The sequence below is a fragment of the Rhizorhabdus histidinilytica genome, assembly GCF_900167915.1.
GTDB classification, from domain to species: Bacteria; Pseudomonadota; Alphaproteobacteria; order Sphingomonadales; family Sphingomonadaceae; genus Rhizorhabdus; species Rhizorhabdus histidinilytica.
Genome location: NZ_FUYM01000009.1, coordinates 92321 through 116640 on the forward strand (window position 1 = coordinate 92321; position 24320 = coordinate 116640).

Annotated in this window: 21 protein-coding genes; 13 read left to right on the forward strand and 8 right to left on the reverse strand. The window is 68.6% G+C overall.

The window, feature by feature from the left end:
* The first annotated feature begins 1 nt into the window (after window position 1).
* The 8 genes from tsaB (at window position 2) to ybeY (ending at window position 6153) form a co-directional block, all read left to right on the forward strand.
* A complete protein-coding gene (tsaB, locus tag B5X82_RS18620) occupies window positions 2-622 on the forward strand; it encodes a tRNA (adenosine(37)-N6)-threonylcarbamoyltransferase complex dimerization subunit type 1 TsaB (RefSeq protein ID WP_079649682.1) in 621 nt (206 codons plus the stop codon).
* The gene (locus B5X82_RS18625) at window positions 619-1080 is read left to right on the forward strand and encodes a GNAT family N-acetyltransferase (protein WP_079649683.1); all 462 of its coding nucleotides are present in this window, start codon (window positions 619-621) and stop codon (window positions 1078-1080) included. Before tsaB ends, B5X82_RS18625 begins: the two co-directional genes overlap by 4 nt.
* Window positions 1081-1211: 131 nt before the next feature.
* Window positions 1212-1625 carry a MucR family transcriptional regulator gene (locus B5X82_RS18630; protein ID WP_047166949.1) on the forward strand — a complete coding sequence of 138 codons (414 nt, stop codon included), beginning with the start codon at window positions 1212-1214 and terminating at the stop codon, window positions 1623-1625.
* 102 nt (window positions 1626-1727) lie between these two features.
* Window positions 1728-2150 (forward strand): Fur family transcriptional regulator, encoded by a 423-nt coding sequence (locus B5X82_RS18635; RefSeq protein ID WP_079649684.1) that lies wholly within the window; start codon window positions 1728-1730, stop codon window positions 2148-2150.
* A gap of 7 nt (window positions 2151-2157) precedes the next feature.
* Entirely contained in the window at window positions 2158-2883 is a 726-nt protein-coding gene (locus B5X82_RS18640) for a lysophospholipid acyltransferase family protein (protein ID WP_079649685.1), read from the forward strand.
* Between the two features lie 32 nt (window positions 2884-2915).
* Window positions 2916-4277, forward strand: a complete 1362-nt coding sequence (gene miaB, locus B5X82_RS18645) for a tRNA (N6-isopentenyl adenosine(37)-C2)-methylthiotransferase MiaB (protein ID WP_079649686.1) — start codon at window positions 2916-2918, stop codon at window positions 4275-4277.
* 371 nt (window positions 4278-4648) lie between these two features.
* A complete protein-coding gene (locus tag B5X82_RS18650; protein WP_079649687.1) occupies window positions 4649-5647 on the forward strand; it encodes a PhoH family protein in 999 nt (332 codons plus the stop codon).
* Window positions 5644-6153, forward strand: coding sequence for an rRNA maturation RNase YbeY (ybeY, locus tag B5X82_RS18655; RefSeq protein ID WP_079649688.1), 510 nt, complete (start codon window positions 5644-5646; stop codon window positions 6151-6153). The genes B5X82_RS18650 and ybeY overlap by 4 nt, the downstream gene beginning before the upstream one ends.
* A 176-nt stretch (window positions 6154-6329) precedes the next feature.
* On the opposite strand, the gene B5X82_RS18660 is transcribed toward ybeY, so the two are convergent.
* Window positions 6330-7970, reverse strand: coding sequence for an FAD-dependent oxidoreductase (locus B5X82_RS18660; RefSeq protein ID WP_079649689.1), 1641 nt, complete (start codon window positions 7968-7970; stop codon window positions 6330-6332).
* A gap of 216 nt (window positions 7971-8186) precedes the next feature.
* On the opposite strand from B5X82_RS18660, the gene B5X82_RS18665 reads away from it, so the two are divergent.
* Together B5X82_RS18665 and B5X82_RS18670 are read left to right on the forward strand one after the other, a co-directional pair.
* Window positions 8187-9080 carry a hemolysin family protein gene (locus B5X82_RS18665; RefSeq protein ID WP_176152620.1) on the forward strand — a complete coding sequence of 298 codons (894 nt, stop codon included), beginning with the start codon at window positions 8187-8189 and terminating at the stop codon, window positions 9078-9080.
* A 103-nt stretch (window positions 9081-9183) separates the two neighbouring features.
* Window positions 9184-10533, forward strand: coding sequence for a PQQ-dependent sugar dehydrogenase (locus B5X82_RS18670; protein WP_079649691.1), 1350 nt, complete (start codon window positions 9184-9186; stop codon window positions 10531-10533).
* 111 nt (window positions 10534-10644) lie between these two features.
* On the opposite strand, the gene B5X82_RS18675 is transcribed toward B5X82_RS18670, so the two are convergent.
* Window positions 10645-11445, reverse strand: a complete 801-nt coding sequence (locus B5X82_RS18675) for an arginyltransferase (RefSeq protein WP_079649692.1) — start codon at window positions 11443-11445, stop codon at window positions 10645-10647.
* A 346-nt stretch (window positions 11446-11791) separates the two neighbouring features.
* The gene (locus B5X82_RS18680) at window positions 11792-13039 is read right to left on the reverse strand and encodes a threonine ammonia-lyase (protein ID WP_079649693.1); all 1248 of its coding nucleotides are present in this window, start codon (window positions 13037-13039) and stop codon (window positions 11792-11794) included.
* A 72-nt stretch (window positions 13040-13111) separates the two neighbouring features.
* On the opposite strand from B5X82_RS18680, the gene B5X82_RS18685 reads away from it, so the two are divergent.
* From B5X82_RS18685 to B5X82_RS18695, 3 genes are read left to right on the forward strand one after another with little or no spacing between them, the layout of a single operon-like run.
* Complete coding sequence (locus B5X82_RS18685; protein ID WP_079649694.1) at window positions 13112-13981, forward strand: NAD(P)-dependent oxidoreductase; 870 nt, start codon at window positions 13112-13114, stop codon at window positions 13979-13981.
* Window positions 13978-15672 (forward strand): amidohydrolase, encoded by a 1695-nt coding sequence (locus tag B5X82_RS18690; RefSeq protein WP_079649695.1) that lies wholly within the window; start codon window positions 13978-13980, stop codon window positions 15670-15672. The genes B5X82_RS18685 and B5X82_RS18690 overlap by 4 nt, the downstream gene beginning before the upstream one ends.
* A 49-nt stretch (window positions 15673-15721) precedes the next feature.
* Complete coding sequence (locus B5X82_RS18695; protein WP_079649696.1) at window positions 15722-17377, forward strand: alkaline phosphatase family protein; 1656 nt, start codon at window positions 15722-15724, stop codon at window positions 17375-17377.
* A gap of 3 nt (window positions 17378-17380) precedes the next feature.
* On the opposite strand, the gene B5X82_RS18700 is transcribed toward B5X82_RS18695, so the two are convergent.
* The 5 genes from B5X82_RS18700 to B5X82_RS18720 form a co-directional block, all read right to left on the reverse strand.
* On the reverse strand, window positions 17381-18385 hold the full coding sequence (locus tag B5X82_RS18700; protein ID WP_079649697.1) for a right-handed parallel beta-helix repeat-containing protein: 1005 nt from the start codon (window positions 18383-18385) through the stop codon (window positions 17381-17383).
* Window positions 18386-18530: 145 nt separating this feature from the next.
* Window positions 18531-21128 carry a methionine synthase gene (gene metH, locus B5X82_RS18705; protein WP_079649698.1) on the reverse strand — a complete coding sequence of 866 codons (2598 nt, stop codon included), beginning with the start codon at window positions 21126-21128 and terminating at the stop codon, window positions 18531-18533.
* 110 nt (window positions 21129-21238) lie between these two features.
* Window positions 21239-22300, reverse strand: a complete 1062-nt coding sequence (locus B5X82_RS18710; protein WP_079649699.1) for a homocysteine S-methyltransferase family protein — start codon at window positions 22298-22300, stop codon at window positions 21239-21241.
* The gene (gene metF / locus B5X82_RS18715) at window positions 22297-23241 is read right to left on the reverse strand and encodes a methylenetetrahydrofolate reductase [NAD(P)H] (protein WP_079649700.1); all 945 of its coding nucleotides are present in this window, start codon (window positions 23239-23241) and stop codon (window positions 22297-22299) included. The genes B5X82_RS18710 and metF overlap by 4 nt, the downstream gene beginning before the upstream one ends.
* Complete coding sequence (locus tag B5X82_RS18720) at window positions 23238-24209, reverse strand: ArsR/SmtB family transcription factor (RefSeq protein WP_079649701.1); 972 nt, start codon at window positions 24207-24209, stop codon at window positions 23238-23240. Before B5X82_RS18720 ends, metF begins: the two co-directional genes overlap by 4 nt.
* Window positions 24210-24320: the final 111 nt, after the last annotated feature.

Genomic DNA, 24320 nt, shown 5'->3' on the forward strand with positions numbered 1-24320 from the left:
AATGTCGCGCGCGCTCGTTATCGACACCGCCACCGCGGCCTGTTCGGTGGCCCTGATCGAGGATGGCGCGATCGTTGCCGAGGCGCACGACGTCGTCGGCCGCGGCCATGCCGAACGGCTGATGCCGATGATTGCCGCCCTGCCCGGCGGCGGGCGCGCCGATGCGATCCTGGTCGATTGCGGCCCGGGCAGCTTCACCGGCGTCCGCGTGGGCCTCGCCGCAGCTCGCGCGCTCGCGCTCGGCTGGGGGATTCCGGTCCACGGCTATTCGTCGATGGCGGCGATCGCCGCCGCCGGGGCGACAGAGGCAGAGGGCGAGGCCTCGATCGGCGTCGCCCTGATCGGCGGCCATGGCGAGCTGTTCGTCCAGCGCTATGCGACCGCACCGCTCGCCGCGCTGTCCGAGCTCGCCTCGCTCCCGCCCGCCGCAGCGGCCGCCGCGGTGGCCGATGCCCATATCTTCGGATCGGGCGCCGACCAGCTCGTCGCCGCGCGCGGCAGCGGCGTGGCGCATGACCGGCTGCCCCGCGCGGCCGAGGCGATCGCGCTGCCGCCCGCCCTCGCCCAGCTTCCGCCAAGCCCCATCTACGGCCGCGGCGCCGACGCGAAGCCCGCGGCATGAGCGGGCTGGTCATCGAGGAGATCGGCTTCGACGGCATCGACGCGGTGATGACGGTGATGAACCGCGCGTTCGATCCAGGCTATGGCGAGGCCTGGACCGAGCCCCAGCTCCTGTCGATGATGGCGATGCCCGGCACCTGGCTGTCGCTCGCAAGGATCGGGGACGTCCCCGCCGGCTTCGCGCTCAATCGGCTGATCGCCGACGAAGCCGAGCTGCTGCTGCTCGCGGTCGCGCCCGAAAGCCGCCGCCTCGGCATCGCCTCCGCACTGATCGCGCGATCGTTCGACTTGCTACGCCTCCGTAATGGAGTGCGTCTTCACCTTGAAGTGCGCCACAATAATCCAGCAATCGAACTATACAAAAAGGCGGGATTCCGCGCCGTCGGCCGTCGCCCTGCTTATTATCGCGCCACAGATGGACAAATGCACGACGCCTTAACCTTATCTTGTCCCGTTTGAACTGGTTTGACAGGTCATTTCTCGCGAAACGAGTTGCAATTCGGCCCGAATGAGAGCAGAGGCCCGAAATTGAGTGGGCGCAGGGGTGCTCAAAGACTAGCCTCGTGATATTTTTGAATAAGGATTGCATCATGTCGGACAATAATGGGCTCACCGAGACGTTGATTGCTTTGACCGCGGACATCGTTTCCGCGCATGTCAGCAACAATAGTGTCGCCGTTTCCGATCTTCCGCAGCTGATTCAGAACGTCCACAATGCGCTGGCGTCGCTTGGCGACGAGGTGGCGGAGCCGGAAGTGAAGCAGGAGCCCGCCGTCTCGATCCGCGCCTCGATCAAGCCCGACTACATCGTCTGCCTGGAGGACGGCAAGAAGCTGAAGATGCTCAAGCGCCACCTGATGACCCATTATCAGATGACGCCCGAGCAGTATCGCGCCAAGTGGAACCTGCCGGCCGACTATCCGATGGTCGCCCCCAACTACGCCGAGCAGCGCCGCTCGCTCGCCAAGAAGATCGGCCTCGGCACCAAGCGCCGGACCCGCTGATCGCGAAAACATGGCCCGGGGGTGGGAAAATCCCTCCCCGGGCTCTTTCGGACCAACCCGATCTTGTTTTCGCATGTGCAATACGGCTAACAAGGCGGTCCTATGCCGGGCAAGATCGACATCGAACAGCTCTGCGCGGACAAGGGCCTGCGCATCACCGAACAGCGGCGCGTGATCGCCCGCGTTCTCTCCGACGCCGAGGATCATCCCGACGTCGAGCTGCTGCACCAGCGTGCCGCCGCGATCGATCCGGGGATCTCGATCGCCACGGTCTACCGCACCGTCCGCCTGTTCGAGGATGCCGGCATCCTCGAGCGCCACGATTTCGGCGACGGCCGCGCCCGATACGAAGCGGCGCCCGAAACCCATCACGACCATCTGATCAACGTCGAGACCGGCGAGGTGATCGAGTTCGTCGACGGCGAGCTCGAGGAATTGCAGCGCCGCATCGCCGAGAAGCTGGGCTTCCGCCTGGTCGACCATCGGCTCGAACTCTACGGCGTCTCGGCCAACCGCACGAAATAATCCACCGGTGCGCCGTTCGAGAGCGATCGCGCGCGTCGTCGTCGGGCTGTCGGTCCTCGCCTTCTGCCTGGTCGGCTATGCGCTGACCTGGCCGGTGCGCCGGCGGATCGGTTGGGTTCGCTTCTTCCTGCAATGGTTCGGCGAGGCGATGGGCCTCGACGTGCGGGTCGAGGGCCGGCCGCTCGGCCGCGACGTGCTCTATGTCGCCAACCATGTGAGCTGGCTCGACATATTGGCGCTCGGCGGGGCCACGCCGACCCGGTTCATCTCCAAGGACGACGTCGGCAGCTGGCCGCTGGTCGGGATGCTCGCGCGGATCGGGGGCACGATCTTCATCGACCGCACCAGCCGCCGCGCCGCGCACGGCCAGGTCGACCAGCTCGGCCAGGCGCTGCTCGACCACCATCCCGTCGCACTGTTCCCGGAGGGGACGACCGGCGACGGCCGCTCGCTCTTCCCGTTCCGCCCGGCGCTGTTCGCCTCGGTCGCGCCGCCGCCGCCCGGCATCGCCGTCCAGCCGGTCGCGATCGACTATGACGCGGCGGCGAGCGAGATCTGCTGGACTGGCGACGAGGACCTCGGCCCCAATGCGAAGAAGGTGCTCGGCCGGCCGGGCCGGCTGCGCTGCACGATCCGTTTCCTCGATCCGCTGCCGCCGTCGGACGACCGCAAGGCGCTGGCGGCGCGGGCCCAGGCCGCCGTCGCCGCCGCGCTCGCCCTGCCCCTGAGCTGACGCGCATCTTTCGCATCGCCGCCGCTTCGGCTATGGGCCGCGGCATGTCGCGCCCAGCCCCCAAGAGCTTTCACGTCAAGTCGTTCGGCTGCCAGATGAACGTCTATGACGGCGCGCGCATGGCCGAGCTGCTCGAGGCGCAGGGCATGCACGCCGCCGACAGCGCCGATGCTGCCGACCTGGTCGTGCTCAACACCTGCCACATCCGCGAGAAGGCGGCCGAGAAGGTCTATTCGGACATCGGCCGGATCGTGAAGAAGGCCGCCGGCGCCGAGGAGGGCCGGTCGCGCCCGATGATCGCCGTCGCCGGCTGCGTCGCCCAGGCCGAGGGAGCCGAGATTCCGCGCCGGGCACCCGCAGTCGACATCGTCGTCGGGCCGCAGGCCTATCACAACCTGCCCCAGCTCGTCGCCGACGCCGCCGAGGGTCGCCGCGCGCTCGACACCGACATGCCCGCCGCGTCGAAGTTCGACGCGCTGCCCAGGCGACGACGCCAGGGGCCGACCGCCTTCCTGACCGTGCAGGAGGGCTGCGACAAATTCTGCACCTATTGCGTCGTCCCCTATACGCGCGGAGCGGAGATCTCGCGGCCATGGGGTGCGATCGTCGACGAGGCGAAGGCGCTGGTCGACGCCGGCGCGCGCGAGATCACCCTGCTCGGCCAGAACGTCAACGCCTGGACGGGCGAGGACGATCGCGGCCGGGCCCAGGGGCTCGACGGGCTGATCCGCGCGCTCGACGCCCTGCCCGGCCTCGCCCGCATCCGCTACACCACCAGTCATCCCAACGACATGAGCGACGGCCTGGTCGCCGCGCATGGCGAGGTGGCGAAGCTGATGCCGTTCCTGCATCTGCCGGTGCAGGCGGGATCGGACCGCATCCTCAAGGCGATGAACCGCAGCCACGACGCCGCCGGCTATCTGCGCCTGATCGAGCGGGTCCGCGCGGCGCGGCCCGATATCGCGGTCTCGGGGGACTTCATCGTCGGCTTCCCCGGCGAGACCGACGAGGATTTCGAGGCGACCCTGGCCATCGTCCGCGCGGTCGACCACGCCCAGGCGTTCAGCTTCAAATACAGCCCGCGCCCCGGCACCCCCGCCGCGACGATGGACGGCCAGGTCGCCCCGGCGGTGATGGACGAGCGGCTGCAACGGCTCCAGGCGCTGCTCAACGAGCAGCAGCACCGTTTCAATCTCGCGACGGTCGGCCAAAGCTGCGAAGTGCTGATCGAGCGCGACGGCAAGAAGCCCGGCCAGCGGATCGGCAAGTCGCCCTGGCTCCAGTCCGTGATCGTCGAGGATGGGCCGGCGATCGGCACGCTGGTGACGGTCGACATCGTCTCGGCCGGGCCGAACAGCCTGAGCGGCGTGATCGTCGGACAAAAGGCCGCGTAGTTTGTTTGGCCTCAGGCACCGGCGGTCACGTCCGTGACCTTGGCTATCCTCGCATAAGCTCGGGCGCGCGTTCGCGCTTGCGGAGCCCTGACGAGCTCCGACGCAGAACTCGTGCGGTGGAACGGGGCGCATAGCGTCCCGCAAGGCCGAACGGCCGCCCGAGCTTATGCGAGGATAGCCAAGTGCGCGGATGCGCACGCCGGCGCTTGAGGCTACAGCGAACAGCGTCACCCAACTGCCACATCGGCGGTGGATAACTATGCCGGTCCACCGCTTTTGCTCTTCGCATGGGTCGAAATGCGCGTAGGATCGTTGACACCCGACGACACCCCGTCAGGGGGTCGATAAAGGAAAGGAAACTGCCGCTCCTTATGTCGCGCAAGCCCGTTCCCGCGCAGGCCGGAGATCGCGCCCGGCTCGAGATCCTCTTCGACAAACCCCAGCTCCTCGGCCGATTGTTCGGTGAGTTCGACCAGAATCTGGTGGCGATCGAGAACCGGCTGGGGGTCTATATAGCGGCCCGAGGGAACAAGCTGCAGATAGAAGGCGAGGCCGAGGCCGCCGGACGCGCCCGCGAGGTGCTGACCGGGCTGTATAACCGGATCGTCCAGGGCCAGGACATCGACACCGGCGCGGTCGAGGCGGTGATCGCGATGTCGGCCGAGCCGACGCTGGACGGCATCATCCGCAACGACGTCTCCGATCCGCCCAAGGTGATGATCCGGACGCGCAAGAAGACGATCGTCCCCCGCTCCGCCACCCAGATCCGCTACATGGAGGCGCTCAACCGCTCCGACATCATCTTCGCCCTGGGCCCGGCGGGCACCGGCAAGACCTATCTGGCGGTGGCGCAGGCGGTGCAGCAGCTCATCCAGGGCACCGTCGACCGGCTGATCCTGTCGCGCCCGGCGGTCGAGGCAGGCGAGCGGCTCGGCTTCCTCCCCGGCGACATGAAGGAGAAGGTCGATCCCTATCTACGCCCGCTCTACGACGCGCTCTACGACATGCTGCCGACCGAGCAGGTCGAGCGCCGCATCGCCAGCGGCGAGATCGAGATCGCGCCGATCGCCTTCATGCGGGGCCGCACGCTGAGCGACGCGTTCGTCATCCTCGACGAGGCGCAGAACACCACTCCCGCGCAGATGAAGATGTTCCTGACCCGCTTCGGCCAGAACAGCCGCATGGTCGTGTGCGGCGACCCGCGCCAGGTCGACCTTCCCGACATCGGCAAGTCGGGCCTCGCCGACGCAGTCGGCCGGCTCGAAGGGATAGACGGCATCGCGACGATCCGCTTCGGCGCCGCCGACGTCGTCCGCCACCCGATCGTCGGCCGCATCGTCGAGGCCTATGAGGGGCCCGACAATCCATGATCGAGGTCGCGGTACAGGCGGAGCCCGACTGGGACGACGGCACCGACTGGGAAAGGCTTGCGATCGAGGCGGTGACGGCGGCGATGCGGACGACGCCGCACGCCGCGATGCTCGACGCCGCCTATATGGCCGAGGTGTCGATCCGGCTGACCGACGACGACGAGGTCCACGCGCTCAACCGCCAATATCGCCAGAAGGACAAGCCGACCAACGTGCTGAGCTTCCCGATGGTGCAGGACGACCTGATCGAGGGGTTGGACAACAGCGACGACGGCGAGGTGCTGCTCGGCGACATCATCCTCGCGCGTGGAGTATGCGTGCGCGAGGCGGTCGAGAAAGGCGTGCCCGCCGCTGAGCATGCGACCCACCTGATCGTCCACGGCACGCTCCACCTGCTCGGCTACGACCATATCGAGGACGACGAGGCGGAGGCGATGGAGGACATGGAGCGTGCGGCGCTCGCCACGCTCGGGATCGACGACCCCTACGCCATCACCGAGGATTGAACCGGATCGCGACGGGATCATGACACGCTCATCCCCCCCGCTCACCCTGAGGAGGCATTGAGCGAAGCCGAAATGCCCGTCTCGAAGGGGTTCGAGGCTTGAGATCCTTCGAGATGGGCCTTCGCCAAGCTCAGCCCTCCTCAGCCTGAGCAGGGGTGAAAGCTGTCGCGTCCGACCTACCCAGCCGCGATGCGCGGCTTCAGCGTGTGGAGCGACGGCGCCGGCGCGGCGCGCAGCCGGTCGGCGAGCCGATCGGCGGTGCGCATCGCCAGCGCGACGATCGTCAGCGTCGGATTGGCCCAGCCCGAGGTCGGGAACAGCGAACTGCCGGCGACATGGAGATTGTCGAGGCCATGGACGCGCCCATGCACGTCGGTGACGCCCCGGCGCGGATCGTCGGACATGCGGGTCGTGCCCATGTGGTGGTAGCCGCCGATCGGGTGGGTGCTGATCAGCGGATCAGTCGTCCAGCGGCGCGGCTCCTCGGCCAGCCAGGGCGCAGGCTCGACCCGGCCGAGGCCGAGACGCCGCAGCTCGCGGCCCAGTGCATCGACCAGCCCGCGCACGCTGTCGACGTCGATCGCACTGGTCCGCCAGTCGAGCTGCGCGCGCGGCATCCCGGTGGCGTCGAGCGCATCGCCCAGCTTGACCCGGCTGTCCGGATTGGGCGCCTGTTCGGCCCGCACCACCAGCGCCAGATCGGTCAGGCCGAGCTTCTCCAACGCCCAGGGGCGGGCGGGATCGACGACCTTCTGGAGGCTGTTCACCGTCCGCTTCATCATCTTCCACAGATGACGGCCGCGCGCCGTGGGCGCCGTGTCGTGCTTGATCCGTTCATAGGCGGCGAGCAGCAGCGCCTGCCGCCCCTCCGCCGGCCGCCGGCCCGCGAGGGTCAGCGAGGTGTTGAGCAGGCCTTCGCGCGCCTGCAGCGCCGGCGCGGCGGCGATCAGCGGCGCGACCGACAGCGCGCCGACCCTGTGCCGGCCGAAGGCGCGCAGCAGCGCCCAGGTCGCGCCGCCGACGACCTTGCCGCCACGCGCATGCGGATGCTCCATGAAATAACGGCCGACCTGATCGTGGCCGTTGCCAAGCCCGCAGCGCATCACCGATCGCGAGGCGAGCAGCAGGCGCGGATTCTCGATCCCGCCGGCGGCCAGCACATAGTGCCGCGCGGTGACCGCCAGCCGCCGCCCCGCCAGGTTGCGGACCAGCAACCGTTCGACGCCCCGCGCCGATCCCGCCGCCATGATCTCGCGCACCGTCGCGTGGGTGACCACGGTGCAGCGCGGATGATCGAGCAGGTCGCGGCTGTTGGCATGGCTGAACCGGTCGAAACGCTCGTCGAACAGCCAGGTCGGCGTCGCCAGTTCGTCGCCCGCGAAAGCCGGCAGCAGCGGATCGAGCGCCTCGGCGAGATCGGGCAGGATGCGGGGCAGGCCGAAGGCGGCGCGCGCCTCGGCATAATAGGGTGCGATCTCGTCATGACCGAACGGCCAGCCCGAATGGGGGATCCAGGGACGGCGCTCGAAGTCGATCGGGTCGAACTCGGCGCAGCGGCCACCCCAGATCGCGGTGGTACCGCCGAAGAAGCGCAGCCGCGCATCCTCCAGCCGGTAATAGTCCTCGCCGACATTCTCGCCGGCGTTGAGCGCCGAGGGGCCGGGTTCGTGATCGAAGCCGCCGCTTTCGAGCAGGATGACCGACAGCCCCTCCGCCAGCAGGCGGCGGCACACGGTGATGCCGGCCGCGCCGGCGCCGATGACGGCGACGTCGGCGGTCATCCCGTCGGGCCCGCCATGATCGAGGTCGATATGCATGGCGTCAGGCCCTTCCCGCCCGTCGACGGCCGGGAAGCGAGAGGGAAAGCACACACAACATCTGCCTAATACGCCCGAGAAGCGATCTTTATTCCTTCGGCGGAAGGGATTTTTCGGGCGGAAGCCGTGGCGCCGCCCCATATGCAAAGATGGGATTGCCCCCCGGGGCCGATTTCGGTTAGCGAATCAGCGCTTGAAAACGGCGCAAGAAAGACGATGCCCGACGACAGTAGTAGCAGCGCCGCGGACAGCGGCGGACGATGGTGGCGCGGGCTGCGCTCGCTCTTTGCACCCGAGCAAGAGCCCAGTCTGCGCGACCAGATCGAGGAAGTCATCGAGGAGCATGAGGGCGATGGCGGCGCAGGGGACGACCTGTCCTCCGCCGAGCGCGAGATGCTCCGCAACATCCTGCACTTCGGCGAACGCACCGTCGGCGACATTGGCGTGCCGCGCGGCGACATCGTCGCCGTGCCCGAGACGATCAGCTTCGACGAGCTGGTCGCCCGCTTCGCCGAGGCCGAGCACAGCCGCCTGCCCGTCTATGGCGAGGATCTCGACCATGTCATCGGCATGGTCCATGTGAAGGACGTGTTCCGGATCACCGCCACCGGCGCGCCGCGCCCGGCGACGATCGCCGGGCTGGTCCGCCAGCCGCGCTACGTGCCCTCGTCGATGCGGATCATCGACCTGCTCGCCGAGATGCGCGAGACGCGGACCCATCTGGCGATCGTGCTCAACGAATATAGCGGCACCGACGGGCTGGTGACGATCGAGGACCTCGTCGAGGAGATCGTCGGCGATATCGAGGACGAGCATGACGAGAAGGAAGCCGACCTGCTCGTGCCCCTCGACGATGCGATCTGGTCGGCCGACGCCCGCGCCGAGCTGGAGGACGTCGCCCGGCTGATCGATCCCCGGCTCGCCGACATCGACGACGATGTCGAGACGCTGGGCGGCCTCGCCTCCGCGCTGGCGGGGCAGGTGCCGCAGGCGGGGCAGATCGTCGAGCATCCGAGCGGCTGGCGGCTCGAGATCACCGATGCCGACGAGCGCCGGGTGCGGCAGCTGCTGCTCCACCCGCCGGCCGAGACGCCTGATCGGGAAAGCTGAGCGATAATTTCGGAACCTTTTCCGGGGCTTCTCGCTCTCCTGACATGACGATCGCGTCCCGAATGGGCTATAGGGGCGGAACGAAGTCTGTCGGAGAGGTCCCGTGACGACCAAGAAGAAGCTGCTCATCGCCCTGCCCGTCGTCCTGATCGTCGCGGCGGTCGCAGCCCTCTACGTGCTGGCGACGCGCGAGCATGCCGAGATCGCCTTCGCCAAGGTGACCGGTCCCACGCCCGAACTCAGCGAGCCGCGCGAGACGCTGCTGCCGACCCTGGCCGTCGCCAAGGCGGTCGGCTGGAAGGCGGGCGAGAAGCCGGTCGCCGCCCGGGGACTGTCGGTCGCGGCCTTCGCCGAGGGCCTCACCCACCCGCGCTGGATCTACGTCCTGCCCAATGGCGACGTGCTGGTCAGCGAGAGCAACTCGCCGGCGCGCGACGCGGAGAATGGCGGCGGCGGCATCACCGGCTTCATCATGAACAGGGCGATGGCCCGGGCGGGCGCAGGCATCCCCTCTCCCAACCGCATCATCCTGCTGCGCGATGCCGACGGCGACGGCAAGGCCGAGCTCAAGACGGTGCTGATCGCCGGGCTCAACTCGCCGAGCGGCATGGCCTGGGCCGACGGCCAGCTCTACATCGGCAACACCGACGCGGTCGTCCGCGTGCCCTTCACGCCTGGCCAGACGAAGATCGACGCCAAGCCGGTCGTCGTCACGCGGCTGCCGGGCGGCTATAACCATTGGGCGCGCAACCTGCTGCTCGCGCCCGATGGCAAGTCGCTCTACGTCGCGGTCGGATCAGCCTCCAACATCGGCGAGCGCGGCATGGAACTCGAGACGAAGCGCGCCGCGATCCTTCAGGTCGCGCTGCCTTCGGGCAAGGACCGCGTTTTCGCCTATGGGCTGCGCAACCCGAACGGCATGGCCTATGAGCCGACCACCGGCGACCTGTGGACCGTCGTCAACGAACGCGACATGCTCGGGTCGGACATGGTGCCCGACTATCTGACCGAGGTGCAGCTCGGCGGCTTCTATGGCTGGCCCTGGTATTATTGGGGCGGCGTCGTCGACAAGCGCGTGCCGGAGCCGGAGGACGACCTGCAATCCTATGTGATCCGCCCCGATTATGCGCTCGGGCCGCACGTCGCCGCGCTGGGCCTGACCTTCTCCGAGGGGGCGATCCTCGGCCCCGACTATGCCAGCGGCGCCTTCATCGCCGAGCACGGCTCGTGGAACCGCCGCCCGCTGTCGGGCTACAAGCTGGTGTTCGTGCCGTTCGCGCAGGGCAAGCCGATGGGTCAGCCCCGCGACGTGCTGACCGGTTTCCTCTCGCCCGCCGGCGAGGCGCGCGGCCGTCCCGTGGCGGTGGCGATCGGCAAGCGCGGCGGCCTGATGATCACCGACGACGTCGGCGGCAAGATCTGGCGGGTGACGGCTGCGGCGCCTGCGAAGTAGGGAACAGTGTCATCCCGGCGAAAGCCGGGATCTCCCTGCCTTCGGGCCGGCAACGGGACATTGAAGAAAAGGGAGGTCCTGGCTTTCCGCCAGGATGACCGCCTTAGTCGATCAGATGAGCTGGCCGAGCTTCGACGGCGCGGGGAAGCCGGCGCCGGTTCCCTCGGCCGGGAGCGGCGGCGCTTCGAAGCGGTGCCAGCCGCCCGCCGACAGCCGTTCGAGCGGCTGGAAGCGGGTCTTGTACTGCATCCGCGCCGAGCCCTCGACCCAATAGCCGAGATAGACATAGGGCAGGCCGCTTTCGGCGGCGCGGCGGATATGCTCAAGGATGATGAAAGTGCCGAGGCCGGGGCGCGAATCGTCCTCGGTCTCGAAGAAGCTGTAGACCATCGACACCCCGTCCGACTGGGTGTCGGTCAGGCAGGCGCCGACCAGCTTGCCCGGCCGGCCGTTCGCCGCGGGCTCGCGATATTCGACGACATGGGTCTTGACCGGGGTCTGTTCGACCATGTCGGCGAAGTCGAGCTCGTCCATCTGCGCCATGCCGCCGCCGGGATGACGGGCCTTGAGATAGCGACGCAGCAGCGCGAACTGTTCCTCGGTGGTCCAGGGCTTGCAGACGCTGATGTCGAGATCGGCATGGCGGCGCATCAGCTTGCGCTGGCTGGCATTGGGCCGGAACTCGCCGGCGACGACACGGACCGAGACGCAGGCCTGGCAATCGACGCAGGTCGGGCGGTAGGCGACGCCCTGGCTGCGGCGGAAGCCGATCCGGCCGAGCGCGTCGTTGAGCTCGGAAGCGTTGGGGCCCGACAATTCGGTGAACACCTTCCGCTCGGTACGGCCCGCCAGATAAGGGCACGGGCCGGGAGTCGTCACGAAGAAGCGCGGAAATCGGAACTGCGCCGTCATTCGAAAGCCTGCTCCATGAAGTTGCCCGAACCCACCGGTCCATGACTATGCCTACGCATGAACGTCATGAAAAGAGCATTAACCTTGAATCTTTTGTCGGCGCATTGTTTGGGCCTCAAGCGCCGGCGCGGACATCCGCGGCCTTGGCTATCCTCGCATAAGCTCGGGCGGCCGTCGGCCTTGCGGTCCCTGCGGGACCGTTCCATCGCAAGAGTTGATCGTCGGAGCCCGACAGGGCTCCGCAAGCGCGAACGCGCGCCCGAGCTTATGCGAGGATAGCCAAGCGAGGCGGATGCCTCGCGCCCGGCGCCTGAGGGCCAAACAGAAAACCCGTGGAAGCGGGATTTTATCCCGCTTCCACGGTCTTCACTTCATAGCCTTCGTGGTTCAGCGCCTTGAGCAGCCGCTCAAGATGCGCGGCGTCGCGGGTCTCGCATTCGATCTCGGCGATCAGGCCCTTGGCAGGCAGCGTCGTGAAGACGCGCTGGTGATAGACCTCGACGATGTTGACCTGCTGCTCGTCGAACACGCGGGCAACGTGGAACAGCGCGCCCGGCCGATCCTGCAGCCGGATGCTGAGCCGGGCGAGCCGGCCCGAGCGGGCGAGGTCGCGCAGCAGCACGTTGGCGAGCAGCCGGGTGTCGATGTTGCCGCCGGTCAGGATGATGCCGACATTGCGGCCGCGCACCAGCTTGGGATGGGCGAACAGCGCCGCGAGGCCGGCGGCGCCGGCGCCCTCGACCACGGTCTTCTCGATCTGGAGCAGCGTCGATACCGCGGTCTCCAGCTCGCGCTCGGCGACCAGCACGATGTCGTCGACCAGCGAACGGACGATGCCCGAGGTGACCGCCCCCGGCTGCTTGACCGCGATGCCCTCCGCCAGCGTATCGCCGTCGCAGGGCAGGATCAGGCCCTTCATCTTGGCGTACATCGAGGGATAGAGTTCGGCTTGGACGCCGATCACGCGCTTCGGGCTGGCCGCTGCGCGCGCGACCACCGCCGATCCCGAGATCAGCCCGCCGCCGCCGATCGGCACGACCAGCGTGTCGATCTCCGGCGCGTCCTCGAGCATTTCGAGCGCGACCGTACCCTGGCCGGCGATCACATCGGGATCGTCGAACGGATGGACGAAGGTCAGCCCCTCGCGCTGTTCGAGCTGCCGGGCCGCCTCATAGGCGTCGTCGAAGCGCTCGCCCGCCATGATGACGCGAGCGCCATGGCCCTCGGTCTGCTGCACCTTTACCGTCGGGGTCGGCTTCGGCATGACGATGGTGACCGGGATGCCGAGCCGGGCGCCATGATAGGCGAGGCCCTGTGCATGGTTGCCGGCCGACGCGGCGATCACGCCGCGCTCCTTCTGGGTGTCGGTGAGCTGGAGCAGCTTGTTGAGCGCGCCACGCTCCTTATACGCGGCGGTGAACTGGAGATTCTCGAACTTCAGCCAGACATTGGCGCCGGTAATGGCGCTGAGCGTGCGGCTCTTCAGGACGGGGGTACGCACGATCGACGAGGAAATCCGCGCGTGGGCCGCACGGACATCATCGATCGTCACGGGAACGCCATCGGCGTCGTTCTGGATCTGCACGCTTGCCATAGTGGGCGCGCCATAGCCGATTAGTCAGCAGACTCCTAGCGCCACGGAAAAATCCCCCTTATGCGGAAAGCCATGGCAAAGGTGACCTTCCTGGGGCTGGGCGCGATGGGCGCCCCCATCGCACGACATCTGGCCGAAGCCGGCCACGACGTCACCGTCTACAACCGCACCCGCGCAAAGGCGGAAGCCTGGGTCGAGCAGCACGGCGGGCGCTGGGCGCCGACCCCCGCGGCGGCGGCCGAGGATGCCGATGCGGTGCTGAGCTGCGTCGGCGCCGACGGCGACCTGGAGGCGGTGACGCTGCGCAAGGACGGCTGCTTCGCGGCGATGAAGAAGGGCGCGCTCTATGTCGACCACACCACCGCCTCCGCGAAGATCGCCCGCCAGCTCGCGGTCGAGGGGCGCGATCGCGGCCTGCTCGTCGTCGACGCACCGGTGTCGGGCGGCCAGTCCGGCGCCGAGGCGGGAACGCTGTCGATCATGTGCGGCGGTTCCGACAAGGCGATGGAGGCGGCGATCCCGCTGATGCAGGCCTATTCGTCGCGGATCGTCCATATCGGCGGCCCCGGCGCGGGGCAGACCACCAAGATGGTCAATCAGATCTGCATCGCCGGCGCGATGCAGAGCGCGGCCGAGGCGCTGCGCTTCGCCCAGAATGCCGACCTCGACCTCGATCGTGTGTTCGAGGCGGTTTCGGGCGGTGCCGCGGCGAGCTGGTATCTGCTCAACCGCTGGAAGACGATGGCGGAGGACAGCTTCGACTTCGGCTTCGCGGTCGACTGGATGCGCAAGGACCTCGGCATTGCGATCGAGGAGGCCCGCGCCAACGGCGCCTCGCTGCCCTTCGCGGCGCTCGCCGACCAGTTCTACGCCGACGCCCAGGCGCTCGGCTGCGGCCGGGAGGACATCTCCTCGGTGGTGAAGCGGCTGCCCAAGGGATGATCCGCCCCCTCTCCCTGTGGGGGAGAGGAAAGGGTCTTGCCCTCGCGCTCGCCCTCCTCGCCTCGCCCGCCCTCGCCGACGGCCTGATCGACAACGCCAACGGCTACACCTTCGACGGCAAGGGCCAGCTCGTCCGCTTCAACGGCCTGCTGATCGACGATCAGGGCAAGGTCGCCAGGCTGCTCGACCGCGACGACAAGCGGCCCGAGAAGCTCGACTTCCGGCTCGATGCGAGGGGGCGCACCGTCGTCCCCGGCCTGATCGACGCGCACGGCCATGTCATGGGGCTGGGCGAGGCGGCCCTGTCGCTCGACCTGTCGGGGACGAACAGCCTTGCCGAGGCGCAGGCAGCGCTGCGCGCCTATGCCGCCGATCGCCCCACCCCGCCCTGGATCCGCGGGCGCGGCTGGAACCAGGAGCGCTGGGGACTGGGCCGCTTCCCGACGGCGGCGGACATCGACGCGATCACGCCCGGCCGGCCGGTGGTGCTCGACCGGGTAGATGGCCATGCGCTGCTCGCCAACACGGCGGCGATGGCGGCCGCCGGGATCACCGCCGCGACCAAGGACCCGGCCGGCGGGCGGATCGAGCGCGACGCGAAGGGCAAGCCCACCGGCGTGTTCGTCGACGCCGCGCAGGAGCTGATCCGCAAGGCCGTGCCGCCGATGCTGCCGCGCGACCGTGACGCCGCGCTCGCCAAGGCGCAGGAGATATTGCTTGGCTTCGGCATCACCGCGATCGCCGATATGGGCACGTCGGGCGAGGACTGGCTGGTGATGCGCCGCGCCGGCGACGCCGGCCGGTTGCGGGTGCGGATCATCTCCTATGCCGGGGGCATCCCGACGCTGCTCGCCGTCGCCGGCACCGGGCCGACGCCGTGGCTCTATGACGGCCGGCTGCGGATGATCGGCGTCAAGCTCTACGACGACGGCGCGCTCGGCTCGCGCGGCGCCTGGCTCAAGGCGCCCTATGCCGACGCGCCCGGCCAGACCGGCCTGAGCTTCCTCGACGACACCAAGCTTCGCAACCTGATGAGCCGCGCCGCGATGGACGGCTTCCAGACCGCTGTCCATGCGATCGGCGATGCCGCCAACGCACAGGTGCTCGACGCGATCGACGAGCTCGCCGCCACCTACAAGGGCGACCGTCGCTGGCGGATAGAGCATGCTCAGATCATCGATCCAGCCGATCTGTCGCGCTTCGCGAAGCACGGCGTCGTCGCCTCGATGCAGCCCGTCCACCAGACCTCGGACCGGCTGATGGCCGAGGCGCGGCTGGGGCAGGCGCGGCTCGGCGGCGCCTATGCGTGGAAGGCGATGCTCGACAACAAGGTGCCGCTCGCCTTCGGCTCCGACGCACCGGTCGAAAGCCCCAACCCCTTCCCCGCGCTCGCGGCGGCGGTGAGCCGGCAGGACGCGGCGGGACAGCCGCCGGGCGGCTGGCAGCCTCAGCAGAGCGTTACCCTGGCCGAGGCGTTCCGCGCCTTCACCGCGACCGCCGCCTATGCCGGCTTCGCCGAGGACCGGATCGGCACGCTGACGCCGGGCCACATGGCCGATTTCCTGATCCTCGATCGCGACATCTTCACCGCCGGAATCGCCGACCTGCGCACCGCCCGGCCGCTCGAGACCTGGATCGGCGGCAAGCGCGCCTGGACTGCTCCCCAGGGCGGGCAGGCATCATCAAACTGACATGGAGCGCGGGCAACGCGATGGTCCGCACGCCCGAAAGAAGCAACCTATGACCATGAAGACGCTGTTCGCCGCCGCCCTGCTCGCCCTTGCCGCAGCCGCCCAGGCGGCGCCGCCGCCCAAGCCGAAGCTGATCCTTGCCATCTCGGTCGACCAGTTCTCCAGCGAGGTGTTCAACCGCTACCGGTCGAGCTACCGGGCGGGCCTCGCCACCCTGTCGCGCGGGGTCGCCTATCCGGTCGCCTATCACAGCCATGCCTCGACCGAGACCTGCCCCGGCCATTCGGTGATCCTGACCGGCCGCTTCCCCGCCGGCACCGGCATCGTCGCCAACAGCTGGATCGATCGCAAGACGGGCAAGTCGGTCTATTGCGTCTCGGTGCCCGCCCAGTCCGATCCGAAGGCGCGCGGACCGCAGAATATCCGCGTCACCACACTGGGCGACTGGATCAAGGCGGCCGAACCCGGCGCGCGCAGCTTCGCCGTGTCGGGCAAGGACCGCGCCGCCATCGCCATGGCGGGCAAGACCGCCGACGGCGTCTATTGGTGGAACGACGGCGAGGGCTTCGGCACCTCCTCCTTCGCCGGTCCCGCGACCCCGGCGGTGACCGAGCCAGCCGCGGCCTTCGACGCGCCGCTGCTGAGCCGGTGGAAGACGGTGCGGCCGACGCTGTGGCCGACCCTGCCGAAGCGCTGCGCCGCGCTGCGCAAGCCGCATCGCTTCGGCCAGCTCGACGTCTCGGGCAATGTCCCGCCCGAAGCCGAGATCGAGGCGATGAAGGCCGGCGACTATCTCGACGGCCGCGCCTTCCAGGCGGCGCTGCGCGCCTCGCCACTGTTCGATTCGCTGACCGTCGATTTCGCCACGCGACTGATCGCACGCGAGAAGCTCGGCCATGGTCCGGCCACCGACGTGCTGGCGGTCAGCCTGTCGGCGACCGATTATGTCGGCCATCGCTTCGGCAATGGCGGCGCCGAGATGTGCGCGCAGCAAGCCGCGCTCGACGCGACGATCGGCCGGCTGATCAAGGCGGTCGAGGCGCAGAAGGTGCCGTTCGTCGTCGTCCTCACCGCCGACCATGGATCGACCGACGCCGCCGAGCGCCAGCACGAGCATGACGGCAAGGCCAGCCGGCTCGACAGCCGCGGCTTCGTCAAGCGGCTCAACGCCGCGATCAAGACCGAGCTGGGCCTCGGCGCAGGCGACGACCCGCTGGTCGGCGACGCCGACCAGCTCTACGTCCGCGCCGGCGACGACGCCGCGCTGGCGGAGCGGATCCGCGTGGCGGCGCTCGCCTGGATCAAGCAGCAGCCCGAGGTGGTCGCGACCTTCACCCAGGCCGATATCGAGGCGGCGACGGTGCCCGCCGGCACGCCGCCCGAGATGCTGACGCTGCCGCAGCGGATGCGGCTGAGCTTCGATCCCGAGCGGTCGGGCGACATCCTGACCGTGTTCGCGGAGCGGACCAGCTTCGGCGTTCCGACCAAGCCGGGCGACTCGGTCGCGGGCCATGGCTCGCCCTGGAACCATGACCGGCAGGTGCCGATCCTGTTCTGGTGGCCGGGCGCCGCCGCCGCCTCGCGCGACCAGCCCGCGCAGGTCGTCGACATCGCCCCGACCCTGGCGGCGGTGGCGGGGATCAAGCCGCCGGTGCCGGTCGACGGCCATTGCCTCGACCTGGGCGGCAACTGCCCCATTCAATGATCGTCAGCCGCCCAGCCAATCCTTGAAGCGGACCGCATAGGCGCGCAGCCGGCGCTTCACCCGCGCGGCGAAGGACGGCGTCTCGGGCTTGACCGCCAGATAGGGATCGATCCGCCGGCCCAGCACATTGCCCTCGACAGCCTTGGGCGATCCGCTCCAGTCGGCGACCAGGCTGGTCGGCCAGGCGGCCGCCGGGACCTGCTGGGCGCGGTTGCGCACCACCTCCAGCCCGGCCGAGGGATTGCGGCGGCTTTCGGCCGCGACCGCGATCAGCGCGGCATGGTTGTCCTTGTCGACGCCCTGGACGAAGATGTTGCGCTCGATCCGCCCGGCCGCGCCCTCGGGCAGGTCGATCATATAGTTGGTGGCGCGTCCCTGGCTATCGTCGAAGCTGCAATCGGCGACCAGGATGCGCGGCGACCGGCTCTTCACATAATGGCCGCCACGTCCCTGCTCGAAGCGGCTGCGGCGGACCGTCACCGAACGGAAGGCGCTGAGATAGATGGAATGCGCGCAGGCGAGCCCGCGGTCGCAGCGGCCGAGCCCGATGAAGGTCGACCGGTCGATGACGATGTCGCTCGCCGGATCGTCGCCGCCGCCGAGGATGCCCTCCTCCGAATCGCGGAACAGGCTGTTGGCGACCGTCAGCGGCCCCCGCTCGATGCGGATGCCGGCGCCGTTGCCGTCGGCGACGCGCAGGTTTTGGAACACCAGCCCGTCGACCGCCGCGCCGCGCCCGCGCAGCACCAGCACCGCCTTGCCCTCGCAGATGCCGCCGTCGAAGATCGCGGTCAGCGGCCGTTCGGCACGATAGGTGATCCGTCCCGCCGTCTGCACCACGCAGTCGCCATAGCGGCCGGGGGCGATGCGGATGGTGGCGGTGCGATCACCGACCGCCGCGACCGCCCCGGCGAGGGTCGCGAATCCCGCGCCCGTCTCCTCGACGGTGAACGGCGCGGCCGGGAGCGGGGCGGCCAGGGTCAGCAGGAACGGGACGGCGAAACGCATCCGTCCCCATAGGCACGAAAGGCTGATGAAATCCCTATCGTCATGCTGAACTTGTTTCAGCATCCACCCATCATCCGCACCGTCCAGGCTCGTGGCGCGGTGGATGCTGAAACAAGTTCAGCATGACGGCAATCCGGGGCTTTGCCTAATCCAGGTTCGGCCGCAGCCAGCGCTCCGCCGTGGCAAGGTCGATCGCGCGGCGCGCGGCATAGTCCTCGAGCTGGTCACGGCCGATCCGCGCGACGCCGAAATAGCTCGCCTCGGGATGGCCGAAATAGAAGCCGGAGACCGCCGCCGTCGGCAGCATAGCGAAGCTCTCGGTCAGCGTGATGCCGGTCGCGTCGCCGGCCTTGAGCAGGTCGAACAGGATCGGCTTCTGGCTGTGGTCGGGGCAGGCCGGATAGCCGGGCGCCGGACGGATGCCGCGATACTGCTCCTTGATCAGCGCCTCGTTGGTGAGCTGCTCGCCCTCGGCATAGCCCCACAGGGTGGTGCGGACGTGGAGGTGGAGCCGCTCGGCGAAGGCCTCGGCCAGACGGTCGGCGAGCGCCTTGAGCAGGATGTCGCGATAGTCATCATGGTCGGCCTTGAACCGCGCGATGTGCGGCTCGATGCCGTGGATGCCGACCGCGAAGCCGCCCAGCCAGTCGTCGGCCGGCGCGACGAAGTCGGCCAGGCACATGTTCGCCCGCCCCTCGCGCTTCCTGATCTGTTGGCGGAGGAAGGACAGGCGGACCTCGCCGCCGTCGGCCCGGACGATCACGTCGTCGCCCTCGGCACGCGCCGGCCACAGCGCCGCGACGCCCTTCGCGGTCAGCCATTTCTCGGCGACGATCTGGTCGAGCATCTTCTGCGCGTCGGCGAACAGGCTGCGCGCGCTCTCCCCCACCACCGCGTCGTCGAGGATCGCGGGATAGTTGCCCGCCAGTTCCCAGGCGCGGAAGAACGGTGTCCAGTCGATGATCTCGCGCAGGTCCTCGAGCGGCCAGTCGGTGAAGACATGGGTGCCGGGCTGCTTCGGGGCGTCGGGCTTGAGCGCGAAATCGGCGACGAAGGCGTTGGCGCGCGCCTCCTCGATCGTCGCCAGCTCGTTCTGCCCCTTGCCCTCGCGGGCCTTGCGAACCGCCTCGTAGTCGGCCGCCGTCTTCGCCACGAAATCGTCGCGCTGCGTGTCCGACAACAGGGTCGATGCGACGCCGACCGCGCGGCTGGCGTCGAGGACGTGGATGACCGGGCCGGCATAGGCCGGCGCGATCCGCAGCGCGGTGTGGACCTTCGAGGTGGTGGCGCCGCCGATCATCAGGGGAAGCGCCATCTTCGCGCGATCCATCTCGGTCGCGACGGTCACCATCTCGTCGAGCGAGGGGGTGATCAGTCCCGACAGGCCGATGATGTCGGCGTCGTTCTCGTTGGCGGCCTTCAGGATGTCGGTCCACGGCACCATCACGCCGAGGTCGATCACCTCATAACCATTGCACTGGAGCACCACGCCGACGATGTTCTTGCCGATGTCGTGCACGTCGCCCTTGACTGTCGCCATGACGATCCGGCCCTTGGACCGCTCGCCCTGCACCTTCTCCGCCTCGATGAAGGGCAGCAGATAGGCCACCGCCTTCTTCATCACCCGGGCCGACTTCACCACCTGCGGCAGGAACATCTTGCCCGATCCGAACAGGTCGCCGACGACGTTCATCCCGTCCATCAGCGGCCCCTCGATCACCTCGATCGGGCGGGCGAAATGCTGGCGCGCCTCTTCGGTATCGTCGACGACATGCGCGTCGATACCCTTGACCAGCGCATGTTCGAGCCGCTTGGCGACGTCCCAGCCGCGCCATTCCTCGGCGGCCTTCTCGGCGGCGGCGTCCTTGCCCTTGTAGCTTTCGGCGAGCTCGATCAGGCGCTCGGTCGCGTCGTCACGCCGGTCCCAGATCACGTCCTCGCACGCTTCGCGCAGCACCGGGTCGATCGCGTCGTAGACGTCGAGCTGGCCGGCGTTGACGATGCCCATGTCCATCCCCGCCTGGATCGCATGGTAGAGGAAGACACTGTGCATCGCGCGGCGCACGGGCTCGTTGCCGCGGAAGGAGAAGCTGAGGTTCGATACGCCGCCGGAAATATGGCAGTGCGGGCAGCGCTTCTTGATCTCGGCGGTCGCCTCGATGAAGTCGATCGCGTAGCGGCGATGCTCGTCGATCCCGGTTGCCACCGCGAAGATGTTCGGATCGAAGATGATGTCCTCGGGCGGGAAGCCGTCGCCGACCAGCAGCTTGTAGGCGCGCTCGCAGATCTCGACCTTGCGCTGCCTGGTGTCGGCCTGCCCGACCTCGTCGAACGCCATCACCACGACCGCGGCGCCATAGGCGCGGCACTTGCGCGCTTGGGCCAGGAAGGCCTCCTCGCCCTCCTTCATGCTGATCGAGTTGACGATCGGCTTGCCCGATACGCATTTCAGCCCGGCTTCGATCACCGACCATTTCGAGCTGTCGATCATCACCGGCACCCGCGCGATGTCGGGCTCGGCGGCGATCAGCTTGAGGAAGGTCGTCATCGCCAGCTCAGCGTCGAGCAAGCCTTCGTCCATGTTCACGTCGACGATCTGCGCGCCATTCTCGACCTGCTGCCGCGCGACCTCGACCGCCTTGGCATAGTCGCCGCCCATGATCAGCTTCTTGAAGGCTGCCGACCCGGTGACGTTGGTGCGCTCGCCGATGTTGACGAACTGGGCGGTGGAGGCGGTGGTCATCGTCTTGTCTTCAATCTTCCGTTCGTCCCGAGCGAAGTCGAGGGACGCTGGCTCCCGGACCGTGTCTCGACTTCGCTCGACACGAACGGGTTTGGTGGGTTCAGGCGCCGTCAGGCCGCCATCGTCATCGGATCGAGGCCGGCGAGGCGCGTTCGATGATCATGGGCATGCAGCTCGCGCGCGGGCTTGCCGGCGACCGCGTCGGCCATCGCCGCGATGTGCGCGGGGGTCGATCCGCAGCAGCCGCCGACGACGTTGACCAGGCCCTGCTCCGCCCAGTCGCGGATGAAGCCGCCAGTGGTCGCCGGCTGCTCGTCATACTGGCCCAGGTCGTTGGGCAGGCCGGCGTTCGGATAGATCATCACCAGCGCATCGGCGAGGCCCGACAGCACCTGGACGTGCGGGCGCAGCAGATCCGCCCCGAAGGCGCAGTTGAGGCCGATCGTCAGCGGATGGGCGTGGCGCACCGCATGCCAGAAGGCCTCGACCGAATGGCCCGACAGGTTGCGGCCCGACATGTCGGTGATCGTCATCGAGATCATCATCGGCACCTCGACCCCGCGCTTCGCCTGCTCGTCGAGCACGGCCATGATCGCGGCCTTGGCGTTGAGCGTGTCGAAGATCGTCTCTATCAGGATGAAGTCACAGCCGCCGTCGAGCAGCGCCGCCGTCTGGTCCTGATAGACGTCGCGCATCGTGTCAAAGTCGACGGCGCGATAACCGGGATCGTTGACGTCCGGCGACAGCGACAGCGTCTTGTTGGTCGGGCCGATCGCGCCGGCGACGAAGCGCGGGCGCCCATCCTTCGCCGCATAATCGTCGGCCGCCTTGCGGGCGATGCGCGCGGCGGCGAGGTTGATCTCGCGGACCAGGCGGACCGCGTCATAATCCTCCTGGCTGATGATGTTGGCGTTGAACGTGTTGGTCGACACGATGTCCGACCCGGCGTCCAGATACTGCCGCGTGATCGCATCGATCACGTCGGGGCGGGTCAGCGCCAGCAGGTCGTTGTTGCCCTTCTGGTCGCACGACAGGTCATAGGAGCCGCGATAGTCGGCCTCCTCCAGCCTGTAGCTCTGGATCATCGTGCCGAACGCGCCGTCGGTCAGCAGGATGCGCTGCTTTGCCTGATCGCGGAAGATGGCGGCGGCTTCGCTACGACGGAGGGTCATGCGGCATTCTCCAGCCGGTCAGCCTTGGCGCGCAGCCCCAGCAGGTGGCAGATCGCGTAGGACAGCTCGGCGCGATTGAGCGTATAGAAATGGAACTGGCGGACTCCGCCGGCATAGAGACGGCGGCACATCTCGGCGGCGACGGTCGCGGCGACGAGCTGGCGGGCGGCGGGATGGTCGTCCAGCCCCTCGAACAGCCGGTCCATCCAGGCCGGGATCGCAGCGCCGCACAGCCCGGCGAACTTGCGGGTCTGGGCGACGTTCGACACCGGCAGGATGCCAGGGACGATCTCACCCTCTATCCCCGCCGCGCGGGCCTTGTCGCAGAAGCGGAAATAGGCTTCGGGCGAGAAGAAGAACTGGGTGATCGCGCGGGTCGCGCCGGCGTCGAACTTCGCCTTGAGGTTGGCGATGTCGCTGTCGAAGCTCTCCGCCTCGGGATGGCATTCGGGATAGGCCGCGACCGAAATCTCGAACGGGTGGATCGCCTTCAGCCCGGCGACCAGCTCGGCCGCGTTGCGATAGCCGTCCGGGTGGGGTGTGAAGCGGGCGCCCTCGGTCGGCGGATCACCGCGCAGCGCGACGATGTGACGGACGCCGGCCGCCCAATATTCGCGGGCGATCTCCTCGATCTCGGCCTTGCTCGCCTCGACGCAGGTCAGGTGCGCGGCGGCCGGGATCGCCGTCTCGCCGGCGATGCGGGCGACGGTGTGGTGGGTCCGCTCGCGGGTCGAGCCGCCCGCGCCATAGGTGACCGACACGAAGCGCGGGCGCAGGGGCGCGAGCGTCTGGATCGCGCTCCACAGCGTCTCCTCCATCTTCTCGGTCTTGGGCGGGAAAAACTCGAACGAGACCGCCGCATCGCCCGCCAGGTCGGCGAACAGCGGGGTGTCGAGCGCGCGGCGCGCTTCTTCGAGCTGGCTCAGGGGAACGCTTGTCATGATACCGCCTTCAACTCCGCGCGTCGGCCGCGCACGCCCAACCATAATTTGACCGTCAGCGCGTCGCCGACGAGCTCCTCGACCCGGTCGAAGCCGAGCCCGGCCGCCTGGAACCAGCCGTCGATCTGGTGATCGGCGAAACCGAGGCGGACATGCGCGTCGCGGGTGCGCAGGTCCTCCAGCTCATGGCTGGCGAAGTCGACGATCAGCAGCCGCCCGCCCGCGCCCAGCAGCCGCGCCGCTTCCGCGATCGCCGCCGCCGGATGCTGCGCGAAGTGGAGCACCTGGTGGAGGATGACGAGATCGGCCGAACCGTCGCCCAGCGGCAGCGCATACATGTCGCCCTGGCGCAGCTCGGCATGGTCGAGTCCGGCCTCGGCGATCTTCACCCGGGCGAGGCGAAGCATCTCGGGGCTGCGATCGATGCCGAGCGCCGAGCTCGCCCGTCCTCCGACCAGCTCGATCATCCGGCCGGTGCCGGTGCCGATGTCGACCATATGACCGATCGGGCCGTCTGACAGCATCGCCAGGATGCGCTGCTCGACCGCGCTTTCGGGGACATGCAGCGAGCGGATCGCGTCCCATTCCTCGGCATGCTCGGCGAAATAGCGGGCGGCGGCGGCGGCACGGTCGGCCCGCACCGCGGCAAGCCGGGCGCGGTCGGCGACCACCCAGGCGTCGTCGCCGTCGCGGCTCCAGTCGTCCATCGCGGCGAACAGCGGCGCGACGCAATCGTCCTTGCCGAGGCCGAGGAACACCCAGCTCCCTTCCTTGCGCCGCTCGGCCAGGCCGGCATCGGCGAGGATCTTCACATGACGCGACACGCGCGGCTGGCTCTGCCCCAGCACCTGGGCCAGCTCGCCGATCGACAATTCCATCGCGCGCAGCAGGTGGAAGATGCGCAGCCGCGTCGGATCGGCCAGGGCACGGAAGATGGCGAGCGCGTCGGAAGGCATATATGCAGACATAAAGAAATCTTTATATGTGGTCAAGGCGCTTGCCCAGGCGAACGGTGCGGGGCATGCGGTTGCGGCGCGGACTTGCGTCGCGTTTCAGGAGTAGACGGTTGGCGGCTCCAT